Source organism: Methylocystis sp. ATCC 49242, assembly GCF_000188155.2.
Classification (GTDB): domain Bacteria; phylum Pseudomonadota; class Alphaproteobacteria; order Rhizobiales; family Beijerinckiaceae; genus Methylocystis.
In genome coordinates this window covers 3,827,623-3,854,071 of the sequence record NZ_KE124774.1, presented here as the reverse complement: position 1 = coordinate 3,854,071, position 26,449 = coordinate 3,827,623, and the positions used below count along the sequence as shown (strand labels likewise).

Here is a 26,449-nt window from a genome sequence, read left to right as displayed (position 1 = left end):
GCTTCGCCATGGTCGCGCGCGCGCATTGAAATTATTTTAATGACCGCCGGCGCGCCCGGTCGCGACGACGCGCCCATTTTCCGCCGCGCGCCTTTTTCCCGCAGTTGCGCAGGCCCGTCGCCCCGTTATAACGGCCCCGACTCAAGCGCTAGAGCGCATTCCGCAAAAGCCGACAGACCTTTGCGGTCAGAATGCGCTCCAACTTTATGATTTCGCGCGATTTCTTGTCGCTCGCATGATTCCGTGCGAGCGGAAAGCGCGCCAGGCCCGGGCAAGACATGAGCAAGCAAGACACGAGCAGGAAAACCGTCAAGAAAGTCGTCCTCGCCTATTCGGGCGGTCTCGACACCTCCATCATTCTCAAATGGCTGCAGACGACCTATGGCGCGGAGGTCGTGACCTTCACCGCCGACCTCGGCCAGGGCGAGGAGCTGGGGCCGGCGCGCGAGAAGGCGCTGCTGCTCGGCGTGAAGCCCGAGAACATCTTCATCGAGGATCTGCGCGAGGAATTCGTGCGGGACTATGTCTTCCCGATGTTTCGCGCCAACGCCCAATATGAGGGCCTCTATCTGCTGGGCACCTCCATCGCCCGCCCGCTGATCGCCAAGAAGCAGATCGAGATTGCCCGCAAGATGGGCGCGGACGCCGTCTGCCACGGCGCGACCGGCAAGGGCAACGATCAGGTGCGCTTCGAGCTCGGCTATTATGCGCTGGAGCCCGACATCAATGTGATCGCGCCCTGGCGCGAGTGGGATTTCGTCTCGCGCGCCGACCTCATCGCCTTTGCCGAGGCGAACCAGATTCCGATCGCCAAGGACAAGCGCGGCGAGGCGCCCTTCTCCACCGACGCCAATCTTTTGCACACCTCCTCCGAGGGCAAGGTGCTGGAAAACCCGAACGAGGAGACGCCGGACTACGTCTATTCGCGCACCGGCAATCCCGAGGATGCGCCGGACGCGCCGCAATACATCACCATCGACTTCGAGAAGGGCGACCCTGTCGCGATCGACGGCGTGAAGCTGTCGCCGGCGGCGCTGCTCGCGAAGCTCAATGATCTCGGCCGCACTCATGGCGTCGGCCGTCTCGACCTCGTCGAAAACCGCTTCGTCGGCATGAAGTCGCGCGGCATGTATGAGACGCCCGGCGGCACGATCCTGCTCGTCGCGCATCGCGGCGTCGAGAGCCTGACGCTCGACCGCGGCGCCGCGCATCTCAAGGACGAGCTGATGCCGCGCTATGCCGAGCTGATCTACAACGGCCTCTGGTTCTCGCCGGAGCGCGAAATGCTGCAGGCGGCGATCGACAGGAGCCAGGAACATGTCACCGGCAGCGTACGCCTGAAACTCTACAAGGGCAACGCGACGCTCGTCGGCCGCGAGAGCCCATGGTCGCTCTACGACCAGGATCTCGTGACCTTCGAGGAAGGGGGGACGTACGACCAGCGCGACGCGGAAGGCTTCATCAAGCTAAACGCGCTGCGCCTGCGCACCCTCGCCAAACGCGCCGCCCGCGGCGCCAAGAAGTGACGCAAAAGGCGCGCGCTGCGAGCAAGGCATGGCGCGCGCCGCTCTTTTTCATTCGAGCGGAACTCAGAACTCCGCCCAGTTCTCCTCGTCGGCGGCGGTTTCGAGCTTGCGCGCCGTCGCCGCGCGGCCGCCCATCGTCTTCAACGCCGGGCGCGCAACCTGCGCCGGACGCTTCTCGACGCGGCCGTTCGCGCTCGCGCCCTGCGCGATCCTGAAGCTCGCGATGGAGGACACGAGGTCTTCCGTCTCGCGCTTCAGACTATGCGTCGCCGCCGTCGTCTCCTCGACCATCGCCGCATTCTTCTGCGTGTCGTGATCCATCTGCGAGATGGCGGCGTTGATCTGCTGCAGCGCCGTCGACTGTTCCGTCGCGCCGTTGGTAATGTCGGAGACGACGTGATTGATCTCGACGACGGAGGCGACGATACGATCGAGCGCCTTGCCGGTTTCGACGACGAGCGTGACGCCCTCGCCCACTTCGCCGGTCGAGGTGGAGATGAGCCCCTTGATTTCCTTCGCCGCCTCGGTGCAGCGCTGCGCGAGGCCGCGCACTTCGGAGGCGACGACCGCGAAGCCCTTGCCCGCCTCTCCCGCGCGCGCCGCCTCGACGCCGGCGTTGAGCGCCAGAAGATTCGTCTGAAACGCGATCTCGTCGATGACGCCGATGATCTGCGCAATGTTTTGCGAAGACTTCTCGATGCGGTTCATCGCATCGACGGCGCGGCGCACGATGTCGCCGCTTTTCTCCGCGTCGGTCTTTGTCGAGGACACGATCTCATTGGCGTGGCGCGCGCCCTCGGCCGTCTTGCCGACAGTGATGGTGATTTCCTTCAACGCGGCGACCGTCTCTTCGAGATTGGCGGCCTGCTGCTCTGTGCGCTGGGACAGATCGTCGGCGGCGGCGGCGATTTCGAGCGTCGCCGCGCCGATGGTGTTGGCGCCGGTGGAGACGTCGCTCAGCGCGCTCTCGAGCTGCGCGATGGCGGCGTTAAAATCGGCCTGCAGGCGCCGATAGGCCTCCGGCAGGTCGTCGGTCATGCGGAATGTGAGATCCTTTTCGGAGAGGCGCGCAAGGCCGCCGCCGATCGACTGCGCCACGACGTCGCGCTCGTTCTGGATGAGTCTCGCTTCCGACTCGCGACGCTCTTCCTCGTTTCGGCGCCGCTCCTCGGTCGCGCGGACCTCCGCCGCCTGGACATCGAGGCAGATCTGCTTGAAGGTCTGCAGCGCGCGCGCCATTTCTCCGACTTCGTCGGCGCGATTCACGCCTTCGACCTCGATTTTCAGATCATTTTTTGCAATCCGCTTCATCTGCGCCGACAGTTTGATGATAGGCTGAACGACCTTCGTCCTCGTCATCCACAGTGACGCCGCAACGCCGCCGATGAGGGCGGCCGCCCCGGCGGCGAGCATGATCCAGATCGCCTGATCGGCCGTGTGGTGCAAATCGGCGCTCATCTTATTGATTTCGGCAAGGCGCTTGTCGTTGAACGCCGTCATGTCCGCGGCGAGTTTCTGCACCTTGACGTCGATCGGGTCGAGCAGCTTGGCGGCCTTGGAGAGCTCATTGAGTTCGTTCGGCGTCAGCCTTGTTCCGGCGTCGACGCCGGGAACTGCCAGCGCAAGGGCGTTGGGCTGTTTCGCATCCGTGGCGATTGTCCTAATTCGTTGCGAAAAATCGGCCAGCTCCTTCGAATATTCGGGCCAGAGTTCAGCCGCCTCCTTCAGCAGCGCCTGAGCGGCGGGCGGCGATTTCTTGAACGATTCCTGCGCGGCGATCGATTGAGGATTATCCGCCTGGAAATCCAGAATGACATGCGTCGAATAACCGATCTCGGCCGCAAGGCGGTTTGCGCGCATCACCTTGACGATCGCGACATTGGAGCGCTCGACGAGATTGGCGTATTCGCCGCTGATCGTGTGCAGCCGGTAGATTCCGAGACCGAGCACGAGCGCAAACAGCGCCGCGACGCCGCCCAATGGAATGAGAGTCTTCGTACTCAGTTTCAGATTGTCCAGATCGAGTCTCATGATTCATTTTCCATGGATGTCGGCGACGCCAATGCGGCGAGGGGCCGCGCGCGGCGACGAACGCCACGGCGCAGGGAGATGACCCTCGGGGGATGTGACATGCTGGGAGCGCGATTTGGCGGCGTCATGCCTCCGCGTCACCGGCGCGCGGCCGGACGCAGCAAATCAATTGTCTTTATAGGCGCCCGACCTTTCCATCCTGTTACCGAAGGTCAGGAAAGGCGCGGCAGAGGCTTTAAGAGTGTTGCGAACCGCCCGGAGCGCGCTCCCGCGCGACTTCCCGCCAGCCGATGTCCCGCCGGTAAAAGCCGCCGGGCCAGTCGATCGCGTCGACGGCCGCATAGGCGCGTTCCTGAGCCTGCGCGACATTTTCGCCAAGAGCTGTGACGTTCAGCACGCGCCCGCCTGCGGCGATGAGCCGGCCGCCTTCCTCGCGCGTTCCGGCGTGGGTGACGATGACATTCGCCATGGTCTCGGCGCGCTCGACTCCACGAATCTCGGAGCCCGTCATCGGCGCGCCGGGATAGTTTTTCGCCGCGAGAACGACGGTGAGCGCCGCCTGTGTCGAAAAGCGCGGAAGCGCGTCGGGCAGCGCGCCGCGGGCGGCGGCGATCATGAGATCGAGCAAATCGCCCTCGAAGCGCGGCAGGATCACCTGCGCTTCCGGATCGCCGAAGCGGTTGTTGTATTCGATGAGCTTCGGCCCGTCCTTCGTCAGCATCAGCCCGGCGTAGAGGACGCCCTTGAAAGGCGAGCCCATTCTCGACATGGCGGCCATGGTCGGCTCTATGATTTCGCGCATCACGCGCGCCTCGATCTCGGGAGTGACGACCGACGCCGGCGAATAGGCGCCCATGCCGCCCGTGTTCGGTCCCGTATCGCCGTCGCCGACGCGCTTATGGTCCTGCGCGGTCGCGAAAGGCAGCGCGCGGACGCCGTCGCATATCGCGAAGAAGGAGGCTTCCTCGCCCTCGAGATATTCCTCGATCACCACTTCCGCGCCAGATTTGCCGAAGGCGCCGGCGAACATCGCCGCAACCGCCCGCTCGGCCTCGTCCAGCGTCATGGCCACGACCACGCCCTTGCCGGCGGCGAGCCCGTCGGCCTTCACCACGATCGGCGCGCCCTTTTCGCGCAGATAGGCGAGCGCCTTGTCCTTGTCGTCGAAACGCTCATAAGCGGCTGTCGGGATGCGGGCCTCACGACACATGTCCTTGGTGAAGCCCTTGGAGCCCTCGAGCTGCGCCGCCGCCCGGGTCGGCCCGAAGGCGAGGATCTCCGCCCGGTCGAGCGCGTCGACGAGACCGCCGATCAGCGGCTGCTCCGGCCCCACGACGACGAGGGCGATCCCCTCCTCCCGGCAGAAGCGCACGACTGCGCCATGGTCGGACGCGTCGAGATCGACATTCGTTCCCACCCGCGCCGTCCCCGGATTGCCGGGCGCGATGAAAAGGCGCCGGAGGCGCGGGCTCTTGGCCAGCGCATTGGCCATGGCGTGCTCGCGCCCGCCCGATCCGATGAGAAGCACGTTCATGACTGGTCGTTCCCTGCGCCCATCCGCGACGCCGCCCGGTTTACGCGCTCCGGGTCCGAAAGGAAACCGCTTCCCTCCGCGCCGGCAAATGCTCTAAACACGGGCCCAACTTTTCCAAACACCGAGAAACAGAATGGCGCGCCAGTTCATCTACCACATGCAGGGCCTCACCAAGACCTATCCGGGCGGCAAGAAGGTCCTGGACAACATCCACCTCTCCTTCTACCCGGACGCGAAGATCGGCGTGCTGGGCGTCAACGGCGCGGGTAAATCCACGCTCCTGCGCATCATGGCCGGCATCGACAAGGAGTTCACCGGCGACGGCTTCGTGGCGGAGGGCGCCCGCGTCGGCTATCTGCCGCAGGAGCCGCAGCTCGATCCCGCGCTCAACGTCCGCGAAAACGTCATGCTTGGCGTGGCGGAAAAGAAGGCCATTCTCGACCGCTACAACGATCTCGCCATGAATTATTCGGACGAGACCGCCGATGAGATGACGAAGCTGCAGGACGAGATCGAGGCCAAGGGCCTGTGGGATCTCGACAGCCAGGTCGACCAGGCCATGGAGGCGCTCGGCTGCCCGCCGGATGACGCGGACGTGACCAAGCTTTCGGGCGGCGAGCGCCGCCGCGTGGCGCTGTGCCGCCTTCTGCTCGAACAGCCCGAGATGCTGCTGCTCGACGAGCCGACGAACCATCTCGACGCCGAGACGGTGAACTGGCTCGAGGGCCATTTGCGCAACTATCCGGGCGCGATCCTGATCGTCACCCACGACCGCTACTTCCTCGACAATGTCACGGGCTGGATTCTGGAGCTCGATCGCGGCCGCGGCATTCCCTATGAGGGCAATTACACGAGCTGGCTGAAGCAGAAACAGAAGCGCCTCATGCAGGAAGCCTCCGAAGACAAGGCCCGCCAGCGCGCGCTGGAAGCCGAAAGCGAGTGGATCGCCGCCAGCCCCAAGGCCCGTCAGGCCAAGAGCAAGGCCCGCATCCAGCGCTACGAGGAGCTCGTCGCCAAGCAGAACGACAAGGCGCCGACGACCGCGCAGATCATCATTCCGGTGGCGGAGCGCCTCGGCGCCAATGTCATCGACTTCGAGCACATCTCGAAGGCGTTTGGCGACAAGCTTCTGATCGACGACCTCTCCTTCAAGCTGCCGCCGGGCGGCATCGTGGGCGTGATCGGCCCGAACGGCGCCGGCAAGACCACGCTCTTCCGCATGATCACCGGTCAGGAGAAGCCCGACAATGGCACGATCGAGATCGGCGAGAGCGTGCAGCTCGGCTATGTCGATCAGTCGCGCGACGCGCTGCACGCCAACAAGACCGTTTGGGAGGAGATTTCCGAAGGCAATGAGGTGATCTATCTCGGCAAGCGCGAGATCAATTCGCGGGCCTATTGCTCGGCCTTCAACTTCAAAGGCGCGGACCAGCAGAAGAAGGTCGGCCAGCTCTCGGGCGGCGAACGCAACCGCGTGCATCTCGCCAAGATGCTCAAGAGCGGCGCCAACGTCCTGCTGCTCGACGAACCGACCAACGATCTCGACGTCGACACGCTGCGCGCGCTGGAGGAAGCCCTCGTCGACTTCGCCGGCTGCGCCGTCATCATCTCGCACGACCGCTTCTTCCTCGACCGCATCGCGACGCATATCCTCGCATATGAGGGCGACTCGCATGTCGAGTGGTTCGAAGGAAACTTCGCCGATTACGAGGAAGACAAGAAGCGCCGTCTGGGCGTGGATTCGGTCATTCCGCACCGGCTGAAATACAAGAAGTTCACGAGATGACTCGGCGCGGGCGGAGCGTAGGCTCCGCCCTCCGCCGGCGCGGAGCCCGCGTTTGTCGTGAGGCGGCGGTCATTCGCAGGAGAACTGTCACGAAACCGGGCGCCAAATGTATTTCTTCATCGCTTTCGTCGGCAGGTCGGGATCGTCCTATCTTCGCGGCCTGCTGGACTCACACCCCGACGCCGCCTGCGCGGGCGAAATATTGACGCCGGCAATCATGCCCGCCGGCTGTTCCGTCGGCGAACGTCTCGACGCCATGGTCCACAATTCGGGAAAACGCGTTTCGGGATTCAAATTGCCGGTCGGGCAGATGTCGCCCGCGACCATGCAGTTCCTTTCAGAGAAAGGCTATCGGGCGATTCGCCTGTGGCGCGAGAACAAGCTCGACCAGTTCATTTCGATGCGGCTGGCGCAATTGAACAATAAATGGACCTCTCTTCACGGCGCCCATGACATTGTCCGTTTCACGGCGACGCCCGATGAAATGAGGGACTACATAAATTCGTACCTCACAAACGACAAAAGCGTGGAGGCGGCGCTGTCCGGCTTCCTGCACTTGCCGATGACTTACGAGCGCATCACGACGAAGGAAGGCGCCGACGAGGCGCTGCGTTTCCTCGATCTTTCACCCTGCGCCCTGAAGAGCCGGTTCTCGCGCCAGAGGAGCGGCGGGCAGCGCGACGCGCTCGAGAACTATGACGAATTGCGGGACTGTTTCAGCGACAGTCCGTTCCGCGCCTATTTTGTCGAATAGCGCCGGAGTGATCGGGACGCGGGCCGCGCACGATCCTCGACGCCATGCGCAGGAGGCGCGAATTACCCGCGCGCGCCGCCCAGACCCCTCTCCGCAGCGGCAAGCGGCGCCGGCGTCTCACCCTGGATTGCGCGCGCAAGACGGGCAAGCCGCGGAAGACCGAGCGTTCCCCTGAGATCGAGAAAACGCTTTTCGACGGCGAAATAGGAAACTGTCGCTACGGCGAAGGACAGCGCGAAAGCGAGCACGAAGGACAGTCCCTGCCCGAGCGTCGCCACGGGGATCATGACGAAGATGAACATGTGGTAGAGATACAGCCCGTAGGAAATCTTGCCGGTCCACGCCAGCGGGCGCCAGCGCAGCAGCGTCAGCATCGCCTTCGGCGGCGCGACCAGCAGAACGACGATGAGCAGGGCCGTCGCCACGGACAGATAGGCGTAGCAATTGTAAAGAACGACGGCGTTGGGCAGCCCGTCCGTCAGCGGTCCCGGCCCGAACCAGATCAGCGCCGCGATCGTGAGCGCGCAGAACCATCCAAGCAATTGCAGCTTCGCGCCGTGACGAGCGGCGTCGGGCAGCCATCCCCAATGAGCGACGAAGGCGACGAGGGCGCCGCACAGCAACCCGTCCGCGCGCGCGAAGATCAGATACAGCGCGGAGGTGCCGAGCGACCAGGCTCCGAAAGCGTAGGCGCTCTCGTGAAGCAGCATCCGAAGCGCCCAGGCCCCCAAGATCGCGGTCAGCAATATTTTGACCACGGTCGCCCGCCGCGGAATGGCGGCCAGTCGCGTCATGGCCAGCGGCCACATCGAATAGAACTGCTCTTCGACGGAAAGCGTCCATGTCGGCGTGAGCATGCCCAACGCGAATCCGCCGAAGATGAGCGCGAAATTGGACAGATAGAACGAAGCGTAGAGCACGGCGGACCAATCGAAACTCCCGGACGAGCCGCCCCGCGACAACAAATAGACCGAGCAGGCGCCGAGCATCATCAGCATCGCCGGCGACAGACGCATGATACGTCTCGTATAGAAGGCCCTGAGGTCGATCTGCCCCCACGTCCTGTGCTCCTGAAGCAGCAGCGAGGTGATCAGAAAGCCGCTCAGCACGAAAAAGACGTCGACGCCGAACAGGCCGCCGGCGAACCCCATCGGGTAGAGATCGAGCGTCGCCTTCGACAGATCGGCGCCGCTGCCGATCCAATGCGCATGCACCGCCATCACGGAAAGGACGGCGATCGCGCGAACGCCCTCGAGTTCGCTCCTGTATCCGAGCTTGAAAGGAGCGGGCTCCGGCCGTTTCGTCGCAAAACGGCGCTCCGCGGATTCCTTTCGCGCCACGGGCGCCGTCGAAACGGACGGACGGCGGACGGTCGCCGTCCGCGCTGTGCGGGACAGGGGATCGCCTGCGAATTCGGTTCCCGCGCAGGACGGGACAGCAACGGAACGCTCAGACAATGTCAGCTTTTTCATCGCTTTGCGCCCCCACGCAAAATGTCTGGATTCCCGACCGCCCCGACAGGCCGGTTTCGACCTCGACTGTTACTTTATGAAACAGTCCAGAAATCATGACAATCGAATGAGCAATCCAACTTATGAGAATTAAACCATTTTTTCAGTTTTGTTGCGCAGGAACAACAGTTTTATTGTCCACAGCGGGCCGCTCGAAAGCCCGCCGCAGTTCCGCCTTCGCCTGCTCGAGCACGCGGCGGCGCGAATCGGGCAGATTTTTGCCTGCGCGGTTGATGTAGAAGGTCAGCATCGACATGGCGGAGCGGAAGGGCGTCGATTTGCGGCGCTCGCTCTCTTCCGCCGAACGCTTGAGCGACAAGGCGATCTCCCGCGGGTCGTCGAGCGTGAAGACGCCCGCCTCGAGGTTGAGGGCGTTGCTGCGGCGCGTTACGTCGCCTGACCAATAGGCCGCCCTCTTGTCCCGGTCTTTTGCGGCCTTCCGCGCCATGGCGCATTCCCTCTTCGGGCCATGAGCCCGCAAAACTAGGATTTCCGCGGGCCGGATCAACGCGAGCGCCCTATTGCCACTATTTCGCCACTTCGCCGTGGCGCTTTACTGGGCAGAATAGATCAGCGGCGCGATCGAGGGGATCCTGCGTTCATGAAATCAGCAACTTGCGCGGCCGCGCTCGCCATTCTCGGCGCCCTCGCTCTCGGAGGCTGCGCGCCGACCGAATCGCCGGTGGCCTCGGCGCCGCAATCCTATGTCGACGAACCGCGCTCCGAGACGGGCCTTTCCGGCAAGGACGCGCTGAACGCGCGAATTGCGCATTTCGCGCGCAAATATGACATTCCGGAATCGCTCATCCATCGGTCGGTCCGTCGGGAGAGCAATTACAATCCCGCAGCCCGCCACGGACCTTACTGGGGCCTGATGCAGATCCGCCACGATACGGCAAAAGGCATGGGCTATCACGGGCCGGCGAGCGGTCTGCTCGACGCCGATACGAACCTCACCTACGCCGTGCCCTATCTCGCCAACGCCTACAAGCTCTCGGGCGGGAACGAGGCGCGCGCAATCCAGCTCTACGCCGGCGGCTATTATTACGAAGCCAAGCGCCGCCACATGCTGAGCGAGCTCTATACTTCCGCGCAGGAATAGCCGTTTACGGCTTCGCGCTGCCCGGCGTGAAAGTGCTTCGCACGCGACCGCCCTGCGCGCCGCCGCCCTGCACCGTCGCTATTGCGGTCGTCACGTCATAGACGAGGCGTTCGCCCTTCACGACGTTCTCCCCCTGCGTGAGCGTGACATTGCCGGTGAGATAGACCTTGTTCTCGGCCTTGTCGTAGCTCGCGCGGTCGCCTGTGCCGATCTGATCTTTGGAGACGAGCGTCACGGGCCCGTCCGCGTCGATGTGCTTCACGCGATCGTTGCTGGTCGCCCCCGCGGCGGCGGCGCCCTTGTTCTCGAGGAAAATGGTGATCTTCGAGGCCTTCAGCGTCGAGGGCCCATTCGTCACGATCACGCTGCCGGAATAGACGAGCTTCTGCTCCTTGTCGAAGAAGTCGAGCTTGCCGGCGTCGATGTTGAGCGGGTCCTTCGCGGTGGCGCCGGGCAATATGCCGCCCGAACGGCCCGCGGCCTGAGCCGGCGCGACGCCGGCGAGGAGAAACGCCGCGAGAACGGCGAAAGCGGTGTGACGCATCATGGCTCTTTTCATTGGGCCGGGCGCAATCCATCCGGCGGGACGTCGCCCTCGCCGTAAAGCACGGAATGGACGTCGCCGACGAAGGTCGCGCGCCGCTCCTTCTGCACGAATTCGACTGACTTTGCGACAACCTCGCCGCCATCGATCCTGAGAGTCACCGGCTTGTCGGATTTCATCACGGAGCTCTTGAAATCCATGGACGCCGAGTCGAGCCGCATGTCGAAATTCTTGTCGTCGCGAATAGTCACGCCGCCCGACAGATCGGCGTAATCTGACTTCGTGCTGTAGACGCCTTTCTCGGCGGTGAGCACGATGGAGTTGTCCTGCGTGTTCTCGACGCGCACGTCGAGCCCTTCGAGCTCGAAAATGTCCGGCTTGGCGATGTCCTGCACGCCGACGCGGGCGCGCACTTCATATGGACGACCGTCCTTGCGATAGCCGACGAGCTTCGGGGTCTCGATGACGATGCGCGTGCCCTTGAGCGCGACGCGCGCGAGATTCAGGTCGACGGGAAGGAAGCTCAGCGAGCCGATGAGAAGCCCGAGCCCCACGAGCGCCACCACGCCGCCAGCTCCCCAGAGCATCCATCGCCGCAAGCGCGTCACCCGCGCAGTGTGGCGAAGCGCCTCGGGAAAGGCGCTCTCACGCGGCGCCGCAAGCGCGCCCAGTCGGCTGCGACTGCGTTCTCGGGCGATCTGGGTCTGCTGGGCGTCGGTCATCGCGCCATCATGAGGCGAGCCGGTGGCGAATTCGAGGCGCCAAGAGCGGCGTCATTCATGCGAGAAAATATCCGACTCGGGCCAGCCGGCGAGATCGAGCCGGGTGCGCGTCGGCAGGAAATCGAAGCAGGCCTGGGCGAGTTCGGTCCGGCCCTCGCGCGCGAGCATGGCGTCGAGCTTCTCCTTGAGCTGGTGCAGATAGAGCACGTCGGAGGCGGCGTAGGCCTGCTGCGCGTCGGTGAGCGTCGCGGCGCCCCAATCGGACGACTGCTGCTGCTTGGAGATTTCGACCCCGGCCAGCTCCCGCGCCAGATCCTTCAGCCCATGCCGGTCGGTGTAGGTGCGGGTGAGTTTGGAGGCGATCTTGGTGCAATAGACCGGGGCCGGCATGACGCCGAAGGTCTTGGCCAGTATGCCCATGTCGAACCGGGCGAAATGAAACAGTTTCAGCACCTTGGGATCGACGAGGAGCTTTACGAGATTCTCCGCCTGCGTCTGTCCCTTGGCGATCTGCACCAGTTCGGCGTCGCCGTCCCCGATGGAGAGCTGCACGACGCAGAGCCGGTCGCGACGATGATTGAGGCCGAGGGTTTCGGTGTCGATCGCGACAATGGGGGCGACCGCGACACCCGCGGGGAGGTCGCCCTGATGCAGACGTATGGTCATGGAGCCCGATTCGTTGATTTCGAGGCTCCATCCTAGCCGAAAAGGGGAAAGCTTGTCGAAAGCCGACCTACCGCCCCTCGCGCGGCCGCGGCGCAGCCTCCGGATCGCCGTCGCGCGGGAAGACGCATTCGCCCTCCTGCAGCCTTGCGCCGATGAATCGCGCCCAGCCGATGAGCAGGGAGCTCACGAAGGCGGTGAGCGAGGCGTAACGGTAATTGCGCTCCCCCGCGACCAGCCGCATCGACAGGCCGAGGTAATGCGCCTCGATCAGCAGTTGCTCGAGCTTGACGTTTTCCCTCGCGCCTTCATAGTGCATTTTCATTCTGAACCCCTTTTGTCGTGGCGCCGGCGGCGCCGGACGGAACGTTTCCACGACGTTGAGAATGGCGTCGAAACCGCACAGATTCAGGCACGTGCGCTGCGTTAACAGGTGACGTGCCCCCGTTGGGGGGCCTCGGAGAGCGTTGGTTTGAGCAGTGTCGTGACGACCCCGGCGCAGGACTTGAAGCTCTCGATTCTCGAGGAGTTGCACCGCGCCTGCGACGCCGGGCTGGAGGGCGCGAGCGACCGCCAGCGCAATCTCCTTTCCTATCTCGTCACGGAGGAGCTGGAGGGGCGCGGCGAGCGGCTCAAGGCCTATTCGATCGCGACGGAAGTGCTCGGCCGGCCCGACGATTTCGATCCCCAGCAGGACAGCATCGTCCGGGTGGAGATCGGCCGGCTGCGGCAGGCGCTCGAACGCTATTACCTGATGGACGGCAAGAATGCGTCTGTCGTCATTTCGATCCCCAAGGGGCAATACCGCCCCGTTTTCACGCGCGCGCAGATCGATCCGCCGCCCCCGCCGGAGGCGGCCACGCCGCCGACGCGGCGGTTCGGCCGCCACGCCATGCTCGCGGCGCTGGTCATGTTAGCGGCCGGCCTCCTCGCCGCCGTTTTCTGGAAATTCGCCGCCGGGCCGGCGCCCCGACAGACCGCCTCCCTTGCCCGGCGCGGCCCTGTCGTCGCCATCGCGCCTTTCGACTTCCACGCCGACAGGGAGGGACAATCCTATATCGGCGGCGGCCTGCAGGCCGATCTCGCCGACATTCTATCCGAATATCAATGGCTGACGGTCATTCCGCTGACCGACGAAAACGGAGCGGGGCCGGGCGGCGACTCGATCGCCACGCCCGACTTCGTGGTGCGCGGCTCACTGCGGCTGGTTGGCGACCAGCTGAAGGCGACCGTTCTTCTGCTCGACGGCCGAACAGGGGCCGTGCGCTGGACGAACCGTTACGAACTGAGCCTGCGCGCCGGCGAGGTTCTGGCCATGCAGAGCGACCTCGTCAGAAATATCGGCCGGGACGTCGGCAATCCCTTCGGCATCGTCGCCGATATCGCGCTGGCCCAGAGGACGCGCAACGAGAAACTCTCCGACGAGGCCCTCACCTGCCAGCTGCGCGCCTTCCACTACTGGAAAACCTTCAAATCACAGGATTATGGGCCGGCCTGGCGGTGCCTCGAGGCGGTCAAGGCTCGCGGCGCGGTCGACGCCAACACGCTCGCCATCGCCTCGCTCCTGAGCTTCGACGCGCACAACGCCCGCTATGCCGACCGGTCCCGCGAGGAAGCGCGCGCCGAGGCGGCGGCGACCGCCGCGCGCGCCTATGAACTCGACAGTTCCGAATTCATTCCCAGAGTCGCGCGATACAGCGCCGCGATCTGCACCGGCGACACAGACGGCTTCCGGCAGGTCGCCCACGAGACCGTCGAGCGTTTTCCCAACAACCCTCTCGCCCTGGCCGACATCGGCTCCCGCTTTATCCTGGGCTCCGGGGATTACGCCGAAGGCGCGGCGCTGATCGAACGCGCCCGCGCCATCGCCCCCGACCTCACCCCGCTCGACACCGTCGCCATCGCCGTCGACGCGCTGCGACGCGGCGAATACGCCGACCGGCCGCGCCTGCGCCGCGCGGCGGCGCGCACCGACTCGGCCGTCGTGCTGATCGTCGAAATGGCGCTGGCGGCGGCGCGCGGCGACGTCGAAGAGACCACGAAAATGCGACGGCGCCTGTCCGATCTTGGGTTTGCGGACGAAAAATCGATCGCCGAGGCGCTGGACACCACCTGCTGGTCGCGAAGCATTCGCGATCTCGTGAAATCGAGGGCGGTCGCCGCTTTCCGGAATGCGCGCGGAGAGTGACGCCGGCGCGCCGGCCCGCTAGAATCGCCCGAAATCATCTCCAGCAGAACGGATCTGTCGCGTGGACGAGGAATCCAACGGCCTGTTTGGCTTCAACGGCGTCGAACGGCGCTTCAACGCCATGTTCATCGAATTGTCGATCCGGCTCTTCGTTATCGGCTTTCTCGCCTATTGGACCTTCATCATCATCCAGCCCTTCGCGGCGATGATCGTCTGGAGCGTGGTGCTCGCCGTCGCCTTCGATCCGGTGTTCGAAAAGGTTTCCGGCTGGCTCGGCGGGCGGCCGATCCTCGCCGCAGCGCTGATGACCATCGCGGGCCTTGTTCTCATCATCGGCCCCGTCACATGGATGGGCGTGGGCGTCATCGACCCGCTCAAGGGCGTCCTCGCCGGCTTCGAGAACGGCGACCTGTCGGTTCCGCCGCCTCCCGAGGCCGTCAAGGACTGGCCGCTGATCGGCGACTGGCTCTTCTCCTATTGGGAACTCGCGTCGACGAACATCCACGGCGCCCTCGCGCAGATCCTTCCGCAACTGAAGCCGGTCGGCGAATATCTGCTCGCCGGGGCCCGAAACGCCGGCCTGGGCACTCTCAAATTCCTGCTGTCGGTGGCGCTCGCCGGATTCCTGCTCGCCTCCGGCCCGCAATTGCTGGTCGGCATAAGGGCGCTCGCCCGCCGGATCGACCCAACCAATGGCGACAAATTCGTCAATCTCGCCGGCGACACGATCAACGCCGTCTCACGCGGCGTGATGGGCCTGTCGCTGATGCAGGCGGTGATCGGCGGCCTGGGCATGTCGCTTGCCGGCGTGCCTGGCGCAAGTCTGCTGACCCTCGCCATTCTCGTGCTCGGTATCGTTCAGATAGGGCCGCTGCTCATTGTCGCCCCGGTGATCTTCTGGGCCTGGACGCATATGACGACCGGACCCGCGCTGGCCCTCACGATATGTATGGCGACCGTTAATTACATGGATAACGTATTGAAACCATTCCTTCTTGCGCATGGGCTCTCGACGCCGATGGGCGTCATCTTCATCGGCGTCATCGGCGGCGTTCTGGCGCATGGGGTCGCCGGCCTCTTCGTCGGTCCCGTCGTGCTCGCCGTCGTGTGGGAGCTGGGCAAGGCGTGGATCGCCGACGATCTCGACGAGACGCGCAATGACGCGGCGGCCGAAAGTCCGCTTTCGTCGTCGCAGACGCTTTCCATTTCCGCGAAAGATTGAGACGCCGGCTCCGATCGGGGCGAAACGCAGGTCGAATGTCCCGACTTGCCGGACTCAGCCTCGGGCGAGGCTCCAGCGCTGCAGAGAACGGGAAAACAGGCCGCCGCAATCGCGCTCGATGAAATCGACGAGCAGGCAGTCTTCGGAGCTGTCCTGCCTGATCCGCTCCGCCAGTCCGGAGCTGATTGTCTGTCCGTCTCTCGGGGCTTCGTTCATGGGGCCGAGGTAACGGAATTCGGGCAAAAAGTTGCGAACAATCACTTCCAGCGCGTTGTATGTCATCGCCACATGCGACAGGCAGCCGACGAGGGAATAATGCTGCGAAACCCTTTCGCGCGCCGCCTCGAAGCTCTCGACGCCGGCGATCGCCCGGCACTGGGCGTTGCCGGTGTGAAAGCCTTTTTCACGACAGAAGTCGTAATAATAGGCAAAATCCCTGTCGCCGACATGTGCGGCGATGTGCGGTTGCCAATCGGGACTGCGCCGCATCAGGTAATACAGCGAAAGCATGCGTTCGACTGGATCGCGGACGATCGAAAACAGCAAATTCTCGTCGTTCAGCAGACCGAGTTTTTGCAGACGTTGGAACCCGATGTGACCGCCCGTGTAGAAGACGCCCGCGCCTCTGTCATTAAAGGCCGCAGCAAATTTCTGCTCGTCTTCAAGAGATCCGTTGAAAACAAAAAAGTTTCTTGACTTCAACGCCTCGTCGAAAGATGCGTGGATCGAAGAACCGGAGGTTCTCGGAATATGGTTGAACACAATCAGACTGTCTTGCATGCGTCGTGTTCATCCACTCCACATCGACTCCGGGCGCGCCGAACGTGCTTCAACTTCATAAATTGTTGCGCGTTCGGATGGAAGACCGCAGATCACCTTCCAGTGAACGCTGGAACTGAGCGGCGAGGCGGGCGCGTCATCGCCCGGTTCGCTCACCGCCCGCGTAGCGCGTTGAGCACTTTCAGACTCGCGCGGCCATTTCGCGGCAGGCCGACGCGGCCCTGGAAGTCGGCGATCGCCTCTTTGGTCTTGGTCCCGATCACGCCGTCAGGATCGCCAACTTCGTAACCCGCGCGGATAAGCAGCGATTGCAACTCGCGGCGTTCGGCGCGCGAAAGCCCCGGATCGTCCGTCGGCCAGGGCGTCTGGATGCCGGGGCGGCCGCGAAGGCGGTCGGAGAGCACGCAGATCGCCAGCGCATAGGACTCGGCGGCGTTGTAGGCGTAGACCGCGTCGAAATTCTTCGTCACCAGGAAGGCCGGGCCGTTGCGTCCGGCCGGCAACAGCAGCCCCGCCGAGCCGCCGCCCAGCCCGCCGCCGTCGAGCCGCGTGATCCCGCGCGCTTCCCAGAAGGACATGGGCTGCTTGCGCGTCCGGCCGCTCGGGCCCGAATAGCCCTCCGGCAGCCGCACCTCGAAGCCCCAGCGCTCGCCGGAGCGCCAGCCGCTACGGCGCAGGTAATTCGCCGTCGAGCCGAGCGAGTCGGCGGCCGAGCTCGCGATGTTGCGCCGTCCGTCTCCGTCGTGATCGACCGCCGCGCCCAGGAATGTCGACGGCATGAATTGCGTGTGCCCGAAGGCGCCCGCCCATGAGCCCATGAATTCGTCGGCGCGAATGTCGCCGCTGTCGAGAATCTTCAGCGCGGCGACGAATTCCTTGCGCCAGTAATCGTTACGGCGCGGCGCCTCGCAGGCGAGCGTCGCCAGCGACTGCACCACAGGCCGCTTGCCGAAACTCTTGCCGAAATCGGATTCGACGCCCCAGACGGCCACCACGGTCGCCGGATCGACGCCGAAGCGGCTCTCGGCGGCGTGCAGCGCGGCCGCGTGCTTGTGCAGCATGGCGCGGCCTTCCTCGACGCGCTCCTCATCGACGAGCCCCGCGACATAATCCCAGACCGGCGTCGTGAACTCCGGCTGCTTGTCCATGAAGCTGACCGCGTCATTGGGCTCCAGCCCGTCGGTCGCCGAGACAATGGTCTGCTGGCTCACGCCGGCCCCGGCCGCCGAATGGCGCAGGCCGCCCAGACAGGAGGACCAGTCGGCGCGCGCCGGCGCCGAAGCGAAGAGAAGCGCGGCCCCGGCCGCAAGCAGGTGATTCGCCTTCATGCCGGGAGATTACCTCGCACATGGTTAATTTTCATGGAAGGCGCGCCAAAAACGAAAGCTCCCGCAAATTTCTCCGCGGGAGTTCCAAGGGACACAGCGACGGTCGCGCCTCAGTCGCAGATGCGGCGCGGGCGGAAGCCGACCTGATAGCCCCATTCGTCGAACACCGGACGGCGCTCGACCCAGCAATGCGGCGGAGGCGGCGGCGGCGCGACATAGACCGGCTCGGCGTAGACGACGGGCGGTCGCGGCTGGGCGAGCGCGCCGCCTGCGATGGCGCCGAGCGCGAAGCCGCCGATCCCGGCCGCAATGGCGGGGCCGGCGGAGTCCGCCCGCGCAGGCGTCGACGGCGCCAGCGCAAGCGTCCCGATCGCAAGAGCGGCGGGAAGGGCGGCGAGGGTCTTTCTCATCTCTCACTCTCCAACAGGGTCATCAGGCCCGCTGGATCAGGACAATAGAAGCGATTTCGTAGACGAATCATTAACGCCTCGAAAACCGTCGCCCCTGCCCCGTCAAATCTGCGAAACCTTCGCCTTCGCGCCCGGCTTGACCGGCGCCTTCACGGGGTCCTTCACCGCCTGCCCGCCGAGTTTCGGAGGGAGCACGTCGTTGGCGTCGCGGATCGGCTCCCTGGCGTGGAAGCCCTCGGCGAGCGCCTTCGCCGTCGCGAGTTCCTTCGAGTCCAGCCGCGCCCCGACCTCATCGCGCTTTTTGCCGGCGTCGGCGTCGCCCTGCTGGGCGGCGGCGGCGAACCAGAGATAGGACTGGATTAGATTCTGCTCGACGCCGAGTCCTCTGGCATAGAGGATCGCGAGATTGAACTGGCTGTCGCGAACGCCGAATTCCGCCGCCTTTCGGAACCATTGCGCCGCCGCCGTGTAATCCGGCTTGCCGTCGCCGCCCTCGGCGACAAGCACGGCGAGATTGTGCATGGCGCGAGCGTTGCCGGCGTCCGCGGCGGATTGATACCATTTCCTGGCGCTCGCAAAGTCGCGCTCGACGCCGACGCCCTTCTCGTAGAGCGAGCCCAGCCGATACTGCGCCGGCGCAAGACCCTGCGCCGCCGCCTTCTCGAACCATTGTGCGGCGGTCCGCGCGTCGCGGCCGACGCCTCGGCCATCGGCGTAGCGGACGCCCATCTCGTACTGCGCGGCGGCGTCGCCCCCGGCTGCGAGCGCCTTGATGGCGTTGGTCGCGTCGGTCGCGGACAGCGGATTGACCGGCGCGGGGCTGATCGCGCCGGTCGGCGTCGGATCGACCGGCGTTTCGAGGCTTGCGGCGCCTGCCGGCGTCTGCGCGGGGCTCGAATCCTCGGCGCGCGGGGGAGAGATCATACGCGGCGGGGCGCCGCGCGTTTGGGGCTTTGTCGGATCGGTCGCCTGCGGTGGGGAGATCATGCGCGGCGGCGGCGCGTCTTTCGGCGTGGCGACGGGCGCCGCCGGAGTCTCGGGGGCCTCGGCCTTCGGAGCCGCGTCGGCGGTCGTCGGCGCCGGCGCGGCGGCTTCGGCCTCCTGATGCTCCTGATGGGTCGAGGCGCCGTTATCGACGCCCTGGATGCTGACGCGGGCGATCTGATAGGCGCCAATCAGCAGCACGATCGCGCCGAGACCGAGAAGCAGGGGGCGCTTGCGCTCCTGAATGGCGGCGCCGATCGAGCCGAACTTCGCGATCTTCCCGCCTTCGCGGGCTTCGGGAGCGTCGACCCTGGCGCGCGCGGCGGCGCGGCGGGCGTGCTGCGACTCCGCCGCGCTGGCGTCGAGCGCCGCCTGCTGGGCGGCGCGGCGGGCGGCGGCGATGAAGTCCGACTGCACCGAACGCGGGCCGACCGGGGCGACGTCCTCCTCCTCCTCCTCGACCGACGCGGGCGCGGACAGTGGGGGCTCGCGCCGCCCGCCGCCGCCGCCCGGCGGCAGCAGAAAGTCCATCAGGTCTTCGTCGTCGCTCGTCTCTACCCGGCCACGGCGCGGCTCGGCCGCAGGAGCCACGGGCTCGGCGATCAGGCGCGCGTTGGGCTGGCGCGGCGAGTTCACGGCCGGCCAATCCTCCGCGCGTCTGCGGGTCGCCGTCACGGGCTCGGGCGCTGGCGACGGCGCAGGCGCCGCGGGCGCGGCGACAGAGGCGGGCGCGGGCGCGCTGCGGATTTCGCTCAGCTCGTCCTCGAACATGGCGAGCCGGTCGACCACGCGCTCCAGCGTCTCATGCACGGCGAGCAGCGTTTCATGCGTCCGCTGGCCGCTCTCGTCCTGCGTCTTGCGGATGTCGGTGAGTTCACGTTCGACCGCGGCGCGCAGGGCGGAGGGATCGGCGCTCGACGCTTCGCGCAGAATGTCCTGCGTCGCGCGGCGGACGGCCTCTTCGGCCGCGAGAGTCGTCGCCGTGCGCGCGTCCTCGATCTGGGCGACGAGCCCGCCGATCTTCGATTCGATCGCGGCGAGCGCGGCGCCGTTGTGGTCATTGCGGTCGAGACGCTGCGACAGCGCGCCGATCTGGCTCTCCAGAGCTTTCAGCGCCGCTGTGTCGTCGCGCGGATCGAGCGCCTGATTCATGCGGTCGGCGAGTTCCGAAACGAGCGCCGCGAGATCGCTCTGACGCGCCTCGACGCGCGCGCCCTCTTCCGCGCGCTGAGCCAGCGCGAGCTGCATGCGTTCGAGACGATCGGAAATGTCGTCGAGTTGCGGATTGTGCTGCGGCCGCGCGAGCAGCGCGCCCAGCTTCGGATTGGCGGTCGGGTCCTCGAGCCGGTCGATCTTGCGGGAGAGCTGGCCGATCTGGTTTTCGATCGCCTGCAGCTCGGGCTGCCTCACGCCCGCTTCGAGCGCGGTCTCGATCTTCTGGTCGAGGCCGCGCACCAGCTCCTCGATGTAGCGCACGTCGGCGGCTTCGCTCGGGCCGACGCCCTGCTCAAGCCGCTGCGCCAGCGTCTTGTGCACGAGGTCGATGCGCTGGGCGAGTTCGGCGAACTGCCGGTCGGCGACAGGCTTCGCCAGCATCGCCTCGATACGGGCGATGGATTCCTTGGGCGCGGGATCGGCAAAGCGGGTTTCGAGACGCTCGATCTTGCGGCCGATTTCCTCGAAGGCCGGCGCATGGGATTTATGATCGAGCGCCGAGTCGATCTTCTTGGCGAGCTTGGCGACGAGCTGCTCCAGCGGCCCCGTATCCACGGGCTTCTGCTGCGCGGCGCTCTTGTCGATGCGCTGCGCGAGCGACTTGCCGAGCGCGTCGATGCGCTCGCCGAGTTCGTCGAAGCGTTTGCCGCCGACGCGCGCGACGGCGTCGTCGAGCTTGCCGGCGAGCTGGTCCAGACGATGATTGAAGGTCTCGAAGCCGCTGCCCGTCTCCGCCGCGACAATGGCGCGGATCGCGCGCACGAGTTCGCCCATGTCGAGCGCGGCGGCGGCCTTGGAGGCGTTGCTGTGGGCGAGCGCCAGAGCGTCGACGCGCTGGCTCAGATCGAAGAGCCGCGTCTCGAGCTTTTCGAGCGGCAGGGGGCGCGCCGCGAGCGCGGAAAGCTGCTGCTTGATTTCGTGCGTCTGCTCCGACAATTCGCGCGTCTGCAGGGAGAGTTCGCGCAGGGCGATCGAATCGTCGGGGTTCGACGCCTGCATGGCGTCGAGACGGCGGCCGATGGTTTCCACATCGGCATGAAGGTTACGCACGATCGGGCTCGGATCGAGCTCCCTGATCACCGCGCGCAATTCGCCGGCGATGCGCTCGGCCGGGGCGAGGAGATCGTCGGCGACGCCGCGATGGCGCTGCGACTCGATGCGATGCGCGAGATCGCGCAGCGCGGTTTCGACGGCGGCGACGGAGGCGCGCGGCGCGAGATCGTCGATGGCGCGCGACATGTCCTCGACCTCGCGCCGAAGACCTTCGACCTGGCGCATGACGACCATCTGCTGGTCGGCGCGTTCGCCGGAGTCCTGACGAACCGTGTCGAGCTGTTGCGCGATCGCGTCGAGCGTCGCCTGCAGGGACGCGAAGCGCTGGGCCGGCGGCTCGCCGCCCCAGACGTCCGGCTCGGGAGCGGGGGCGGGAATCGGCGCGCTGGCGCGGACGATGTCCTCGTCGAGAATGCGCTGTCGTTGCGTGATTTCAGCGATGGCGTCGACGAGCGGACGGCGCGTGCGCGGCTCGACGCGGCGCAGGCCCTGCTCCAGCGCGGCGGCGCTGGCCCCGTTCATGTCGAGGGCGGGCGCGACCGGCTGCGGAGCCGCGGGCGCGGGCGGCGCGACTGGCGCGAGCCTGGCCTGGCGCTCGCGCTCCTCGCGTTCGCGGGCGTCCTCGTCGAGCCGGCGGGCGATGTCGGCGAGGCGCTTGTCGAGTCCGCTCAACGCGTCCTCGAAGTCAGCTGTGCGATCCTCGCTCGACAGCTTGTCGAGGCGTGACTCGAGACGCGCGAGCGCGCTGCGGATCGGACGAACAGTGGCGTTCGCGCCCGGCTGCTCGCTGAGCCGGCTTTCGATGCGGCCGAGCCTGTCGGCGAGCGCGGCGATCCCGCTCTCGGCCGCGTCGCGTTCGCGCTGGCCGTTTTCGAGAACGGCGGCGATGTCGTTCAGGGCATGGGCGGTCTGGCGCTCGCTTTCCTCCGTGCGCTGGGCGAAGGCGGCGATCACCTTTTTGACGTCCGCGCCGTCGTCGCGGCGCTGGCTGCGCTTGATGAGCCCCGCGAGATTGTCGAGCGCGCGGGCGGTCTGGCGCTCGCTCTCGGCGAGGCGCTTCTCGACGATGGCGGCGGCGTCGTCGACGATCGCGCGCGGATCGATCCGCGGCGGCTCCTCGTCGCGCCAGCGGCGCGGAGCGTCGCCCTCGCTTTCCCAGTCACGGCGCTCCCGACCGCGATGCGCGCCGCCGCGCGGCTCCTTGTGGCGCGGCTCATGGTCGAATTCCGGCTCCCGGCGGCTTTGGCACCGCTGCGAGGCTTCGCGACGATCCTCGGCGTCGTCGCGCCAGCGGCGGGTTTCGCGCGGCGGCTCGGGCTCGCGCCGCGAACGGGCGAGCCGGCGCGCGGCGGCGTCGAGACGGTCGCCGTCGCCATCCTCGTCGGAGTCGAAATCCTCCTCCGGGAGTTCGTCCGCTTTCTCGCGAATCGCGTCGTCGAGCCAGTCGCCCAGGCTCTTTCCAGAGCGGCGCGCGGCCGCCCGGGCCGCCTCGCGCGTGTCGTAATCGAGGCCACGGAGATTGCGCGAAAGAGCCTTGGTCATGTGGGTGTCCGGCGGGTCGAGGCCCGTGGGCAAGATGTTGAAGAGACGAAGGGAACCGACTCGGAACCGCGCGAATCGCGCTTAACTCGGGGCGCGGGGCGCCAACGGCGACGACTTTCCGTCAATCAAGGTAAATAAGCGGTTAAGATTTAGCTCAACCGGCGCCGTTTCATTCACCTTTGCGGCCGACCCTGCCGTGGCTGTGATTCGTAAGCTTAACCATTGAAACATCTATCCTGCCGCCGCATCAAGAGTTGTGAGCGACGTTCACCGCCTATTGCGCGGCTCCGCTCGCCTATCTACCTATGACGCGTCGGCGCTTCGCCGGCGCGCGCGGCGCGGCGGAAAAGCGTTGACTTTCAAGGAGGCGTATATGCCGAGCTATAGGGCGCCGGTCGACGACACGCTTTTTCTCCTCAACGACGTGCTGAATTTCCAGCAGTTCGGAAGTCTTCCCGGTTTCGCGGACGTCACCCCGGACGTGGCGGCGCAGATTCTCTCCGAGGCGGGGAAGCTTTGCGAGGAGGTTCTCACGCCGCTGAACCAGTCGGGCGACGCCGTGGGTTGCACGCGCAAGCCTGACGCAAGCGTCGCTGCGCCGCCGGGCTTCAAGGCGGCCTTCGACGCCTATGCGCAGGGCGGCTGGATCGGCCTGCCCGTGCCGGAAGAATATGGCGGACAGGGCCTACCCTATACGCTGACCATGCCGATGAGCGAATTCGCCTCCTCGGCGAACATGGCTTTCGCCATGTATCCCGGCCTGACGCAGGGCGCGCTCGCGGCGCTGCTGACCCATGGCTCCGACGAACAGAAGCGCCTCTACGCGCCGAAAATGACCGAAGGCCGCTGGACCGGCACGATGAACCTGACCGAGCCGCAATGCGGCACGGACCTCGGCCTGCTCACGACCAAGGCCGTCCCGCGCGCCGACGGCAGCTATTCGATCACCGGTCAGAAGATCTTCATCTCGGCCGGCGAGCATGATCTGGCCGAAAACATCATACATCTCGTGCTGGCCCGGATCGAGGGCGCCCCGGCCGGCGTGAAGGGCATTTCGCTCTTCATCGTGCCGAAGATTCTGGTGAACCCGGACGGCTCGCTCGGCGCGCGCAATGGCGTCGCCTGCGGCTCCATCGAAGAAAAGATGGGCATCCACGGCAACGCCACCTGCGTGATGAACTACGACGGCGCGCAGGGCTTTCTCGTCGGCGAGGCCAATCGTGGCCTGAACGCCATGTTCGTGATGATGAACGAGGCGCGGCTGGGCGTCGCCGTGCAAGGCCTCTCCCAGTCCGAGGTCGCCTATCAGAACGCCGTCGCCTATGCGCGGGAGCGCCTGCAGGGCCGCGCGCTCACCGGGCCGAAGAACCCCGGCAAGAACGCCGATCCGATCATCGTGCATCCCGACATCCGCCGCATGCTGCTCGAGATCAGGTCGTTCAACGAGGCGGCGCGCGGCCTCGCGCTCGCGGCGGCGCTCGACAGCGACATCGCCCATCGTTCCGACGATCCGGCGGCGCGTCAGGCGGCGGAGGATCGCCTAGGCCTGCTGACGCCGGTGCTGAAGGGCGTCTTCACGGATGTCGGGTTCGACAACGCCGTGAAGGCGCAGCAGGTCTTCGGCGGGCACGGCTATATCCGCGAATGGGGCATGGAGCAGTTCGTCCGCGACGCCCGCATCGCCATGATCTACGAGGGCGCCAACGGCATTCAGGCGCTCGACCTCGTCGGCCGCAAGCTGCCGCGAGACGGCGGCCGCGCGATCATGGCCTATTTCAAGGACTCGGCCGAATTTCTCGGTTCGCTCAGCGGCGATGAAGCGATGAAGCCCTTTGTGACCCCGGCGCAGTCAGCGCTCGCCGACCTGCAGAAGGCGACCATGTGGCTGATGCAGAACGCCATGGCCAAGCCCGACAACGCCGGCGCCGCGTCCTACGACTACATGCATCTCTTCGGCCGCGTGGCGCTCGGGCTGATGTGGGTGAGAATCGCCCGTGCGGCGATCGAGAAGAAGGCGCGCGAGCCAGACGCGGCCGCGTGGATGGACGCAAAGCTCACGACGGCGCGCTTCTACATGGAGCGCATGCTGCCCGAGACGAGCCTGCGCCTCGCGCGCATTTCGACCGGAGCCGACACGATGATGTCGTTACCCGAGGACATGTTCTAGGAAATAAGGCGGCGCGTGAGGCGCGCGCGTCGCCATGCGCCCATCTGAGGAGACCCCATGCCCGAAGCCTATATCTACGACGCCGTGCGCACGCCGCGCGGACGCGGCAAGCCGGACGGTTCGCTGCATGAAGTCTCCTCGCTCGGCCTCGCCAATACGGCGCTGAAGGCGATCAGGGAGCGCAACAATCTCGCCGGCCCCGAAGTCGACGATGTCATCCTCGGCTGCGTCGACCCCGTCGGCGAAGCGGGCGGCGACATCGCCCGCGCGGCGGCGATCGCCTCGGGCTATTCGTACAAGGTTCCCGGCGTGCAGATCAACCGCTTCTGCGCCTCGGGGCTCGACTCGGTGAATTTCGCCGCAGCCGAGATCATGTCGGGCCAGCATGACCTCGCGATCGGCGGCGGCGTCGAGAGCATGAGCCGCGTCGGCATCGGCGCCTCGGGCGGCGCCTGGCCCGTCGATCCGACGATCGCCATTCCCTCCTATTTCATGCCGCAGGGCGTTTCCGCCGATCTCATCGCGACGAAATACGGTTTCTCCCGCGACGACGTCGACGCCTACGCCGTCGAATCCCAAAGGCGCGCCGCGAAGGCGTGGGAGGAAGGGCGCTTCAGGAAATCCATCACCCCCGTGAAGGACGTGAACGGCATAACGATCCTCGACCGCGACGAACATATGCGGCCGGGAACCGACATGCAGTCGCTCGCGAGCCTGAAGCCCTCCTTCGCCTTCTATGCCGAACAGGGCGGTTTCGACGCCGTCGCGATACAGGCCTATCCTGAAATCGAGAAGCTCAACTACGTGCATCACGCCGGCAATTCGTCGGGCATCGTCGACGGCGCGGCCGCCGTGCTCGTGGGCTCGAAGGAAGCGGGCGAAAAGATCGGCGTGAAGCCGCGCGCGCGCATCCGCGCCTTCGCCAATATCGGCTCCGAACCCGCGATCATGCTGACCGGCCCCGTCGATGTGACGAAGAAGGTGCTGAAGCGCGCGGGCATGTCGCTTTCGGACATCGATCTCTTCGAGGTCAACGAAGCTTTCGCGGCGGTCGTGCTGCGCTACCTGCAGGCTTTCGAACTCGACGCAGCGAAAGTCAACGTCAATGGCGGCGCCATCGCGCTCGGCCATCCGCTCGGCGCGACGGGCGCCATGCTGATGGGAACGGCGATGGACGAACTGGAGCGCTCGGGCAAATCCATCGCGCTGGTGACGCTCTGCATCGGCGCCGGCATGGGCACGGCGACGATCATCGAGCGGGTGTGAATGCGGCGTTTCCTCGTCCTTCGAGACGCGAGCGTCGCTCGCTCCTCAGGATGAGGAAACACTCTCGAGCCTCATCCTGAGGAGCCCGCGAAGCGCGGCGTATCGAAGGACGAGGCTCGAA

General features: G+C 65.8%; 20 protein-coding genes. 8 read left to right on the top strand and 12 right to left on the bottom strand.

The genetic code is table 11. The annotated features are described in order from the left end of the window. The first annotated feature begins 278 nt into the window (after positions 1-278). Positions 279-1,526 (top strand): argininosuccinate synthase, encoded by a 1,248-nt coding sequence (locus MET49242_RS20955; protein ID WP_036285826.1) that lies wholly within the window; start codon positions 279-281, stop codon positions 1,524-1,526. A 63-nt stretch (positions 1,527-1,589) separates the two neighbouring features. Here MET49242_RS20955 and MET49242_RS20950 read toward each other — a convergent pair whose 3' ends face one another. Next, on the bottom strand, positions 1,590-3,557 hold the full coding sequence (locus tag MET49242_RS20950) for a methyl-accepting chemotaxis protein (RefSeq protein WP_036285824.1): 1,968 nt from the start codon (positions 3,555-3,557) through the stop codon (positions 1,590-1,592). A gap of 235 nt (positions 3,558-3,792) precedes the next feature. Beyond that, positions 3,793-5,091, bottom strand: coding sequence for a phosphoribosylamine--glycine ligase (purD, locus tag MET49242_RS20945; RefSeq protein ID WP_036285822.1), 1,299 nt, complete (start codon positions 5,089-5,091; stop codon positions 3,793-3,795). A gap of 133 nt (positions 5,092-5,224) precedes the next feature. On the opposite strand from purD, the gene ettA reads away from it, so the two are divergent. Together ettA and MET49242_RS20935 are read left to right on the top strand one after the other, a co-directional pair. Next, positions 5,225-6,877 carry an energy-dependent translational throttle protein EttA gene (gene ettA / locus MET49242_RS20940; RefSeq protein WP_036285820.1) on the top strand — a complete coding sequence of 551 codons (1,653 nt, stop codon included), beginning with the start codon at positions 5,225-5,227 and terminating at the stop codon, positions 6,875-6,877. A 106-nt stretch (positions 6,878-6,983) separates the two neighbouring features. Next, positions 6,984-7,631, top strand: coding sequence for a hypothetical protein (locus tag MET49242_RS20935; RefSeq protein WP_036285818.1), 648 nt, complete (start codon positions 6,984-6,986; stop codon positions 7,629-7,631). 62 nt (positions 7,632-7,693) lie between these two features. On the opposite strand, the gene MET49242_RS20930 is transcribed toward MET49242_RS20935, so the two are convergent. Continuing rightward, positions 7,694-8,971 carry an acyltransferase gene (locus MET49242_RS20930; protein WP_158497346.1) on the bottom strand — a complete coding sequence of 426 codons (1,278 nt, stop codon included), beginning with the start codon at positions 8,969-8,971 and terminating at the stop codon, positions 7,694-7,696. 274 nt (positions 8,972-9,245) lie between these two features. Further along, positions 9,246-9,590 (bottom strand): DUF3175 domain-containing protein, encoded by a 345-nt coding sequence (locus MET49242_RS20925; protein WP_036285814.1) that lies wholly within the window; start codon positions 9,588-9,590, stop codon positions 9,246-9,248. A gap of 153 nt (positions 9,591-9,743) precedes the next feature. On the opposite strand from MET49242_RS20925, the gene MET49242_RS20920 reads away from it, so the two are divergent. Next, positions 9,744-10,244: a lytic transglycosylase domain-containing protein gene (locus tag MET49242_RS20920; protein WP_036285812.1), complete on the top strand. Its 501-nt coding sequence runs from the start codon at positions 9,744-9,746 to the stop codon at positions 10,242-10,244. 4 nt (positions 10,245-10,248) lie between these two features. Here MET49242_RS20920 and lptA read toward each other — a convergent pair whose 3' ends face one another. From lptA to MET49242_RS20900, 4 genes are all read right to left on the bottom strand, one after another. Next, positions 10,249-10,791 (bottom strand): lipopolysaccharide transport periplasmic protein LptA, encoded by a 543-nt coding sequence (lptA, locus tag MET49242_RS20915; protein WP_036285810.1) that lies wholly within the window; start codon positions 10,789-10,791, stop codon positions 10,249-10,251. Between the two features lie 8 nt (positions 10,792-10,799). After that, positions 10,800-11,510: an LPS export ABC transporter periplasmic protein LptC gene (lptC, locus tag MET49242_RS20910; RefSeq protein WP_036285808.1), complete on the bottom strand. Its 711-nt coding sequence runs from the start codon at positions 11,508-11,510 to the stop codon at positions 10,800-10,802. Between the two features lie 51 nt (positions 11,511-11,561). Further along, the gene (locus MET49242_RS20905; RefSeq protein ID WP_036285806.1) at positions 11,562-12,176 is read right to left on the bottom strand and encodes a ribonuclease D; all 615 of its coding nucleotides are present in this window, start codon (positions 12,174-12,176) and stop codon (positions 11,562-11,564) included. A 67-nt stretch (positions 12,177-12,243) separates the two neighbouring features. After that, positions 12,244-12,498, bottom strand: a complete 255-nt coding sequence (locus MET49242_RS20900; protein ID WP_144259737.1) for a hypothetical protein — start codon at positions 12,496-12,498, stop codon at positions 12,244-12,246. Between the two features lie 147 nt (positions 12,499-12,645). Here MET49242_RS20900 and MET49242_RS20895 point away from each other — a divergent pair, with 147 nt between their 5' ends. Then, complete coding sequence (locus tag MET49242_RS20895) at positions 12,646-14,361, top strand: hypothetical protein (RefSeq protein WP_144259736.1); 1,716 nt, start codon at positions 12,646-12,648, stop codon at positions 14,359-14,361. 61 nt (positions 14,362-14,422) lie between these two features. After that, the gene (locus MET49242_RS20890) at positions 14,423-15,583 is read left to right on the top strand and encodes an AI-2E family transporter (RefSeq protein ID WP_036285800.1); all 1,161 of its coding nucleotides are present in this window, start codon (positions 14,423-14,425) and stop codon (positions 15,581-15,583) included. Positions 15,584-15,637: 54 nt separating this feature from the next. Here the strand turns inward: MET49242_RS20890 and MET49242_RS20885 are convergent, their stop codons facing one another. The 4 genes from MET49242_RS20885 to MET49242_RS20870 form a co-directional block, all read right to left on the bottom strand. Continuing rightward, a complete protein-coding gene (locus tag MET49242_RS20885; protein ID WP_036285798.1) occupies positions 15,638-16,363 on the bottom strand; it encodes a sulfotransferase family 2 domain-containing protein in 726 nt (241 codons plus the stop codon). Positions 16,364-16,515: 152 nt separating this feature from the next. Further along, entirely contained in the window at positions 16,516-17,691 is a 1,176-nt protein-coding gene (locus tag MET49242_RS20880; RefSeq protein WP_036285796.1) for a lytic murein transglycosylase, read from the bottom strand. 110 nt (positions 17,692-17,801) lie between these two features. Further along, complete coding sequence (locus tag MET49242_RS20875) at positions 17,802-18,101, bottom strand: hypothetical protein (protein ID WP_036285794.1); 300 nt, start codon at positions 18,099-18,101, stop codon at positions 17,802-17,804. A gap of 102 nt (positions 18,102-18,203) precedes the next feature. Next, the gene (locus MET49242_RS20870; RefSeq protein WP_051134374.1) at positions 18,204-22,895 is read right to left on the bottom strand and encodes an SEL1-like repeat protein; all 4,692 of its coding nucleotides are present in this window, start codon (positions 22,893-22,895) and stop codon (positions 18,204-18,206) included. Positions 22,896-23,268: 373 nt separating this feature from the next. On the opposite strand from MET49242_RS20870, the gene MET49242_RS20865 reads away from it, so the two are divergent. Further along, on the top strand, positions 23,269-25,062 hold the full coding sequence (locus tag MET49242_RS20865; protein ID WP_036289009.1) for an acyl-CoA dehydrogenase C-terminal domain-containing protein: 1,794 nt from the start codon (positions 23,269-23,271) through the stop codon (positions 25,060-25,062). A gap of 57 nt (positions 25,063-25,119) precedes the next feature. Further along, a complete protein-coding gene (locus MET49242_RS20860; RefSeq protein WP_036285792.1) occupies positions 25,120-26,328 on the top strand; it encodes an acetyl-CoA C-acetyltransferase in 1,209 nt (402 codons plus the stop codon). The last annotated feature ends 121 nt before the right edge of the window (positions 26,329-26,449 follow it).

Excerpts from the sequence above, each read along its gene's own strand:
- MET49242_RS20955 (WP_036285826.1), top strand. The coding sequence starts at position 279 with ATGAGCAAGCAAGACACGAGCAGGAAAACCGTCAAGAAAGTCGTCCTC.
- MET49242_RS20950 (WP_036285824.1), bottom strand. The coding sequence starts at position 3,557 with ATGAGACTCGATCTGGACAATCTGAAACTGAGTACGAAGACTCTCATT.
- purD (WP_036285822.1), bottom strand. The coding sequence starts at position 5,091 with ATGAACGTGCTTCTCATCGGATCGGGCGGGCGCGAGCACGCCATGGCC.
- ettA (WP_036285820.1), top strand. The coding sequence starts at position 5,225 with ATGGCGCGCCAGTTCATCTACCACATGCAGGGCCTCACCAAGACCTAT.
- MET49242_RS20935 (WP_036285818.1), top strand. The coding sequence starts at position 6,984 with ATGTATTTCTTCATCGCTTTCGTCGGCAGGTCGGGATCGTCCTATCTT.
- MET49242_RS20925 (WP_036285814.1), bottom strand. The coding sequence starts at position 9,590 with ATGGCGCGGAAGGCCGCAAAAGACCGGGACAAGAGGGCGGCCTATTGG.
- MET49242_RS20920 (WP_036285812.1), top strand. The coding sequence starts at position 9,744 with ATGAAATCAGCAACTTGCGCGGCCGCGCTCGCCATTCTCGGCGCCCTC.
- lptA (WP_036285810.1), bottom strand. The coding sequence starts at position 10,791 with ATGATGCGTCACACCGCTTTCGCCGTTCTCGCGGCGTTTCTCCTCGCC.
- lptC (WP_036285808.1), bottom strand. The coding sequence starts at position 11,510 with ATGACCGACGCCCAGCAGACCCAGATCGCCCGAGAACGCAGTCGCAGC.
- MET49242_RS20905 (WP_036285806.1), bottom strand. The coding sequence starts at position 12,176 with ATGACCATACGTCTGCATCAGGGCGACCTCCCCGCGGGTGTCGCGGTC.
- MET49242_RS20900 (WP_144259737.1), bottom strand. The coding sequence starts at position 12,498 with ATGAAAATGCACTATGAAGGCGCGAGGGAAAACGTCAAGCTCGAGCAA.
- MET49242_RS20885 (WP_036285798.1), bottom strand. The coding sequence starts at position 16,363 with ATGCAAGACAGTCTGATTGTGTTCAACCATATTCCGAGAACCTCCGGT.
- MET49242_RS20880 (WP_036285796.1), bottom strand. The coding sequence starts at position 17,691 with ATGAAGGCGAATCACCTGCTTGCGGCCGGGGCCGCGCTTCTCTTCGCT.
- MET49242_RS20875 (WP_036285794.1), bottom strand. The coding sequence starts at position 18,101 with ATGAGAAAGACCCTCGCCGCCCTTCCCGCCGCTCTTGCGATCGGGACG.
- MET49242_RS20870 (WP_051134374.1), bottom strand. The coding sequence starts at position 22,895 with ATGACCAAGGCTCTTTCGCGCAATCTCCGTGGCCTCGATTACGACACG.
- MET49242_RS20865 (WP_036289009.1), top strand. The coding sequence starts at position 23,269 with ATGCCGAGCTATAGGGCGCCGGTCGACGACACGCTTTTTCTCCTCAAC.
- MET49242_RS20860 (WP_036285792.1), top strand. The coding sequence starts at position 25,120 with ATGCCCGAAGCCTATATCTACGACGCCGTGCGCACGCCGCGCGGACGC.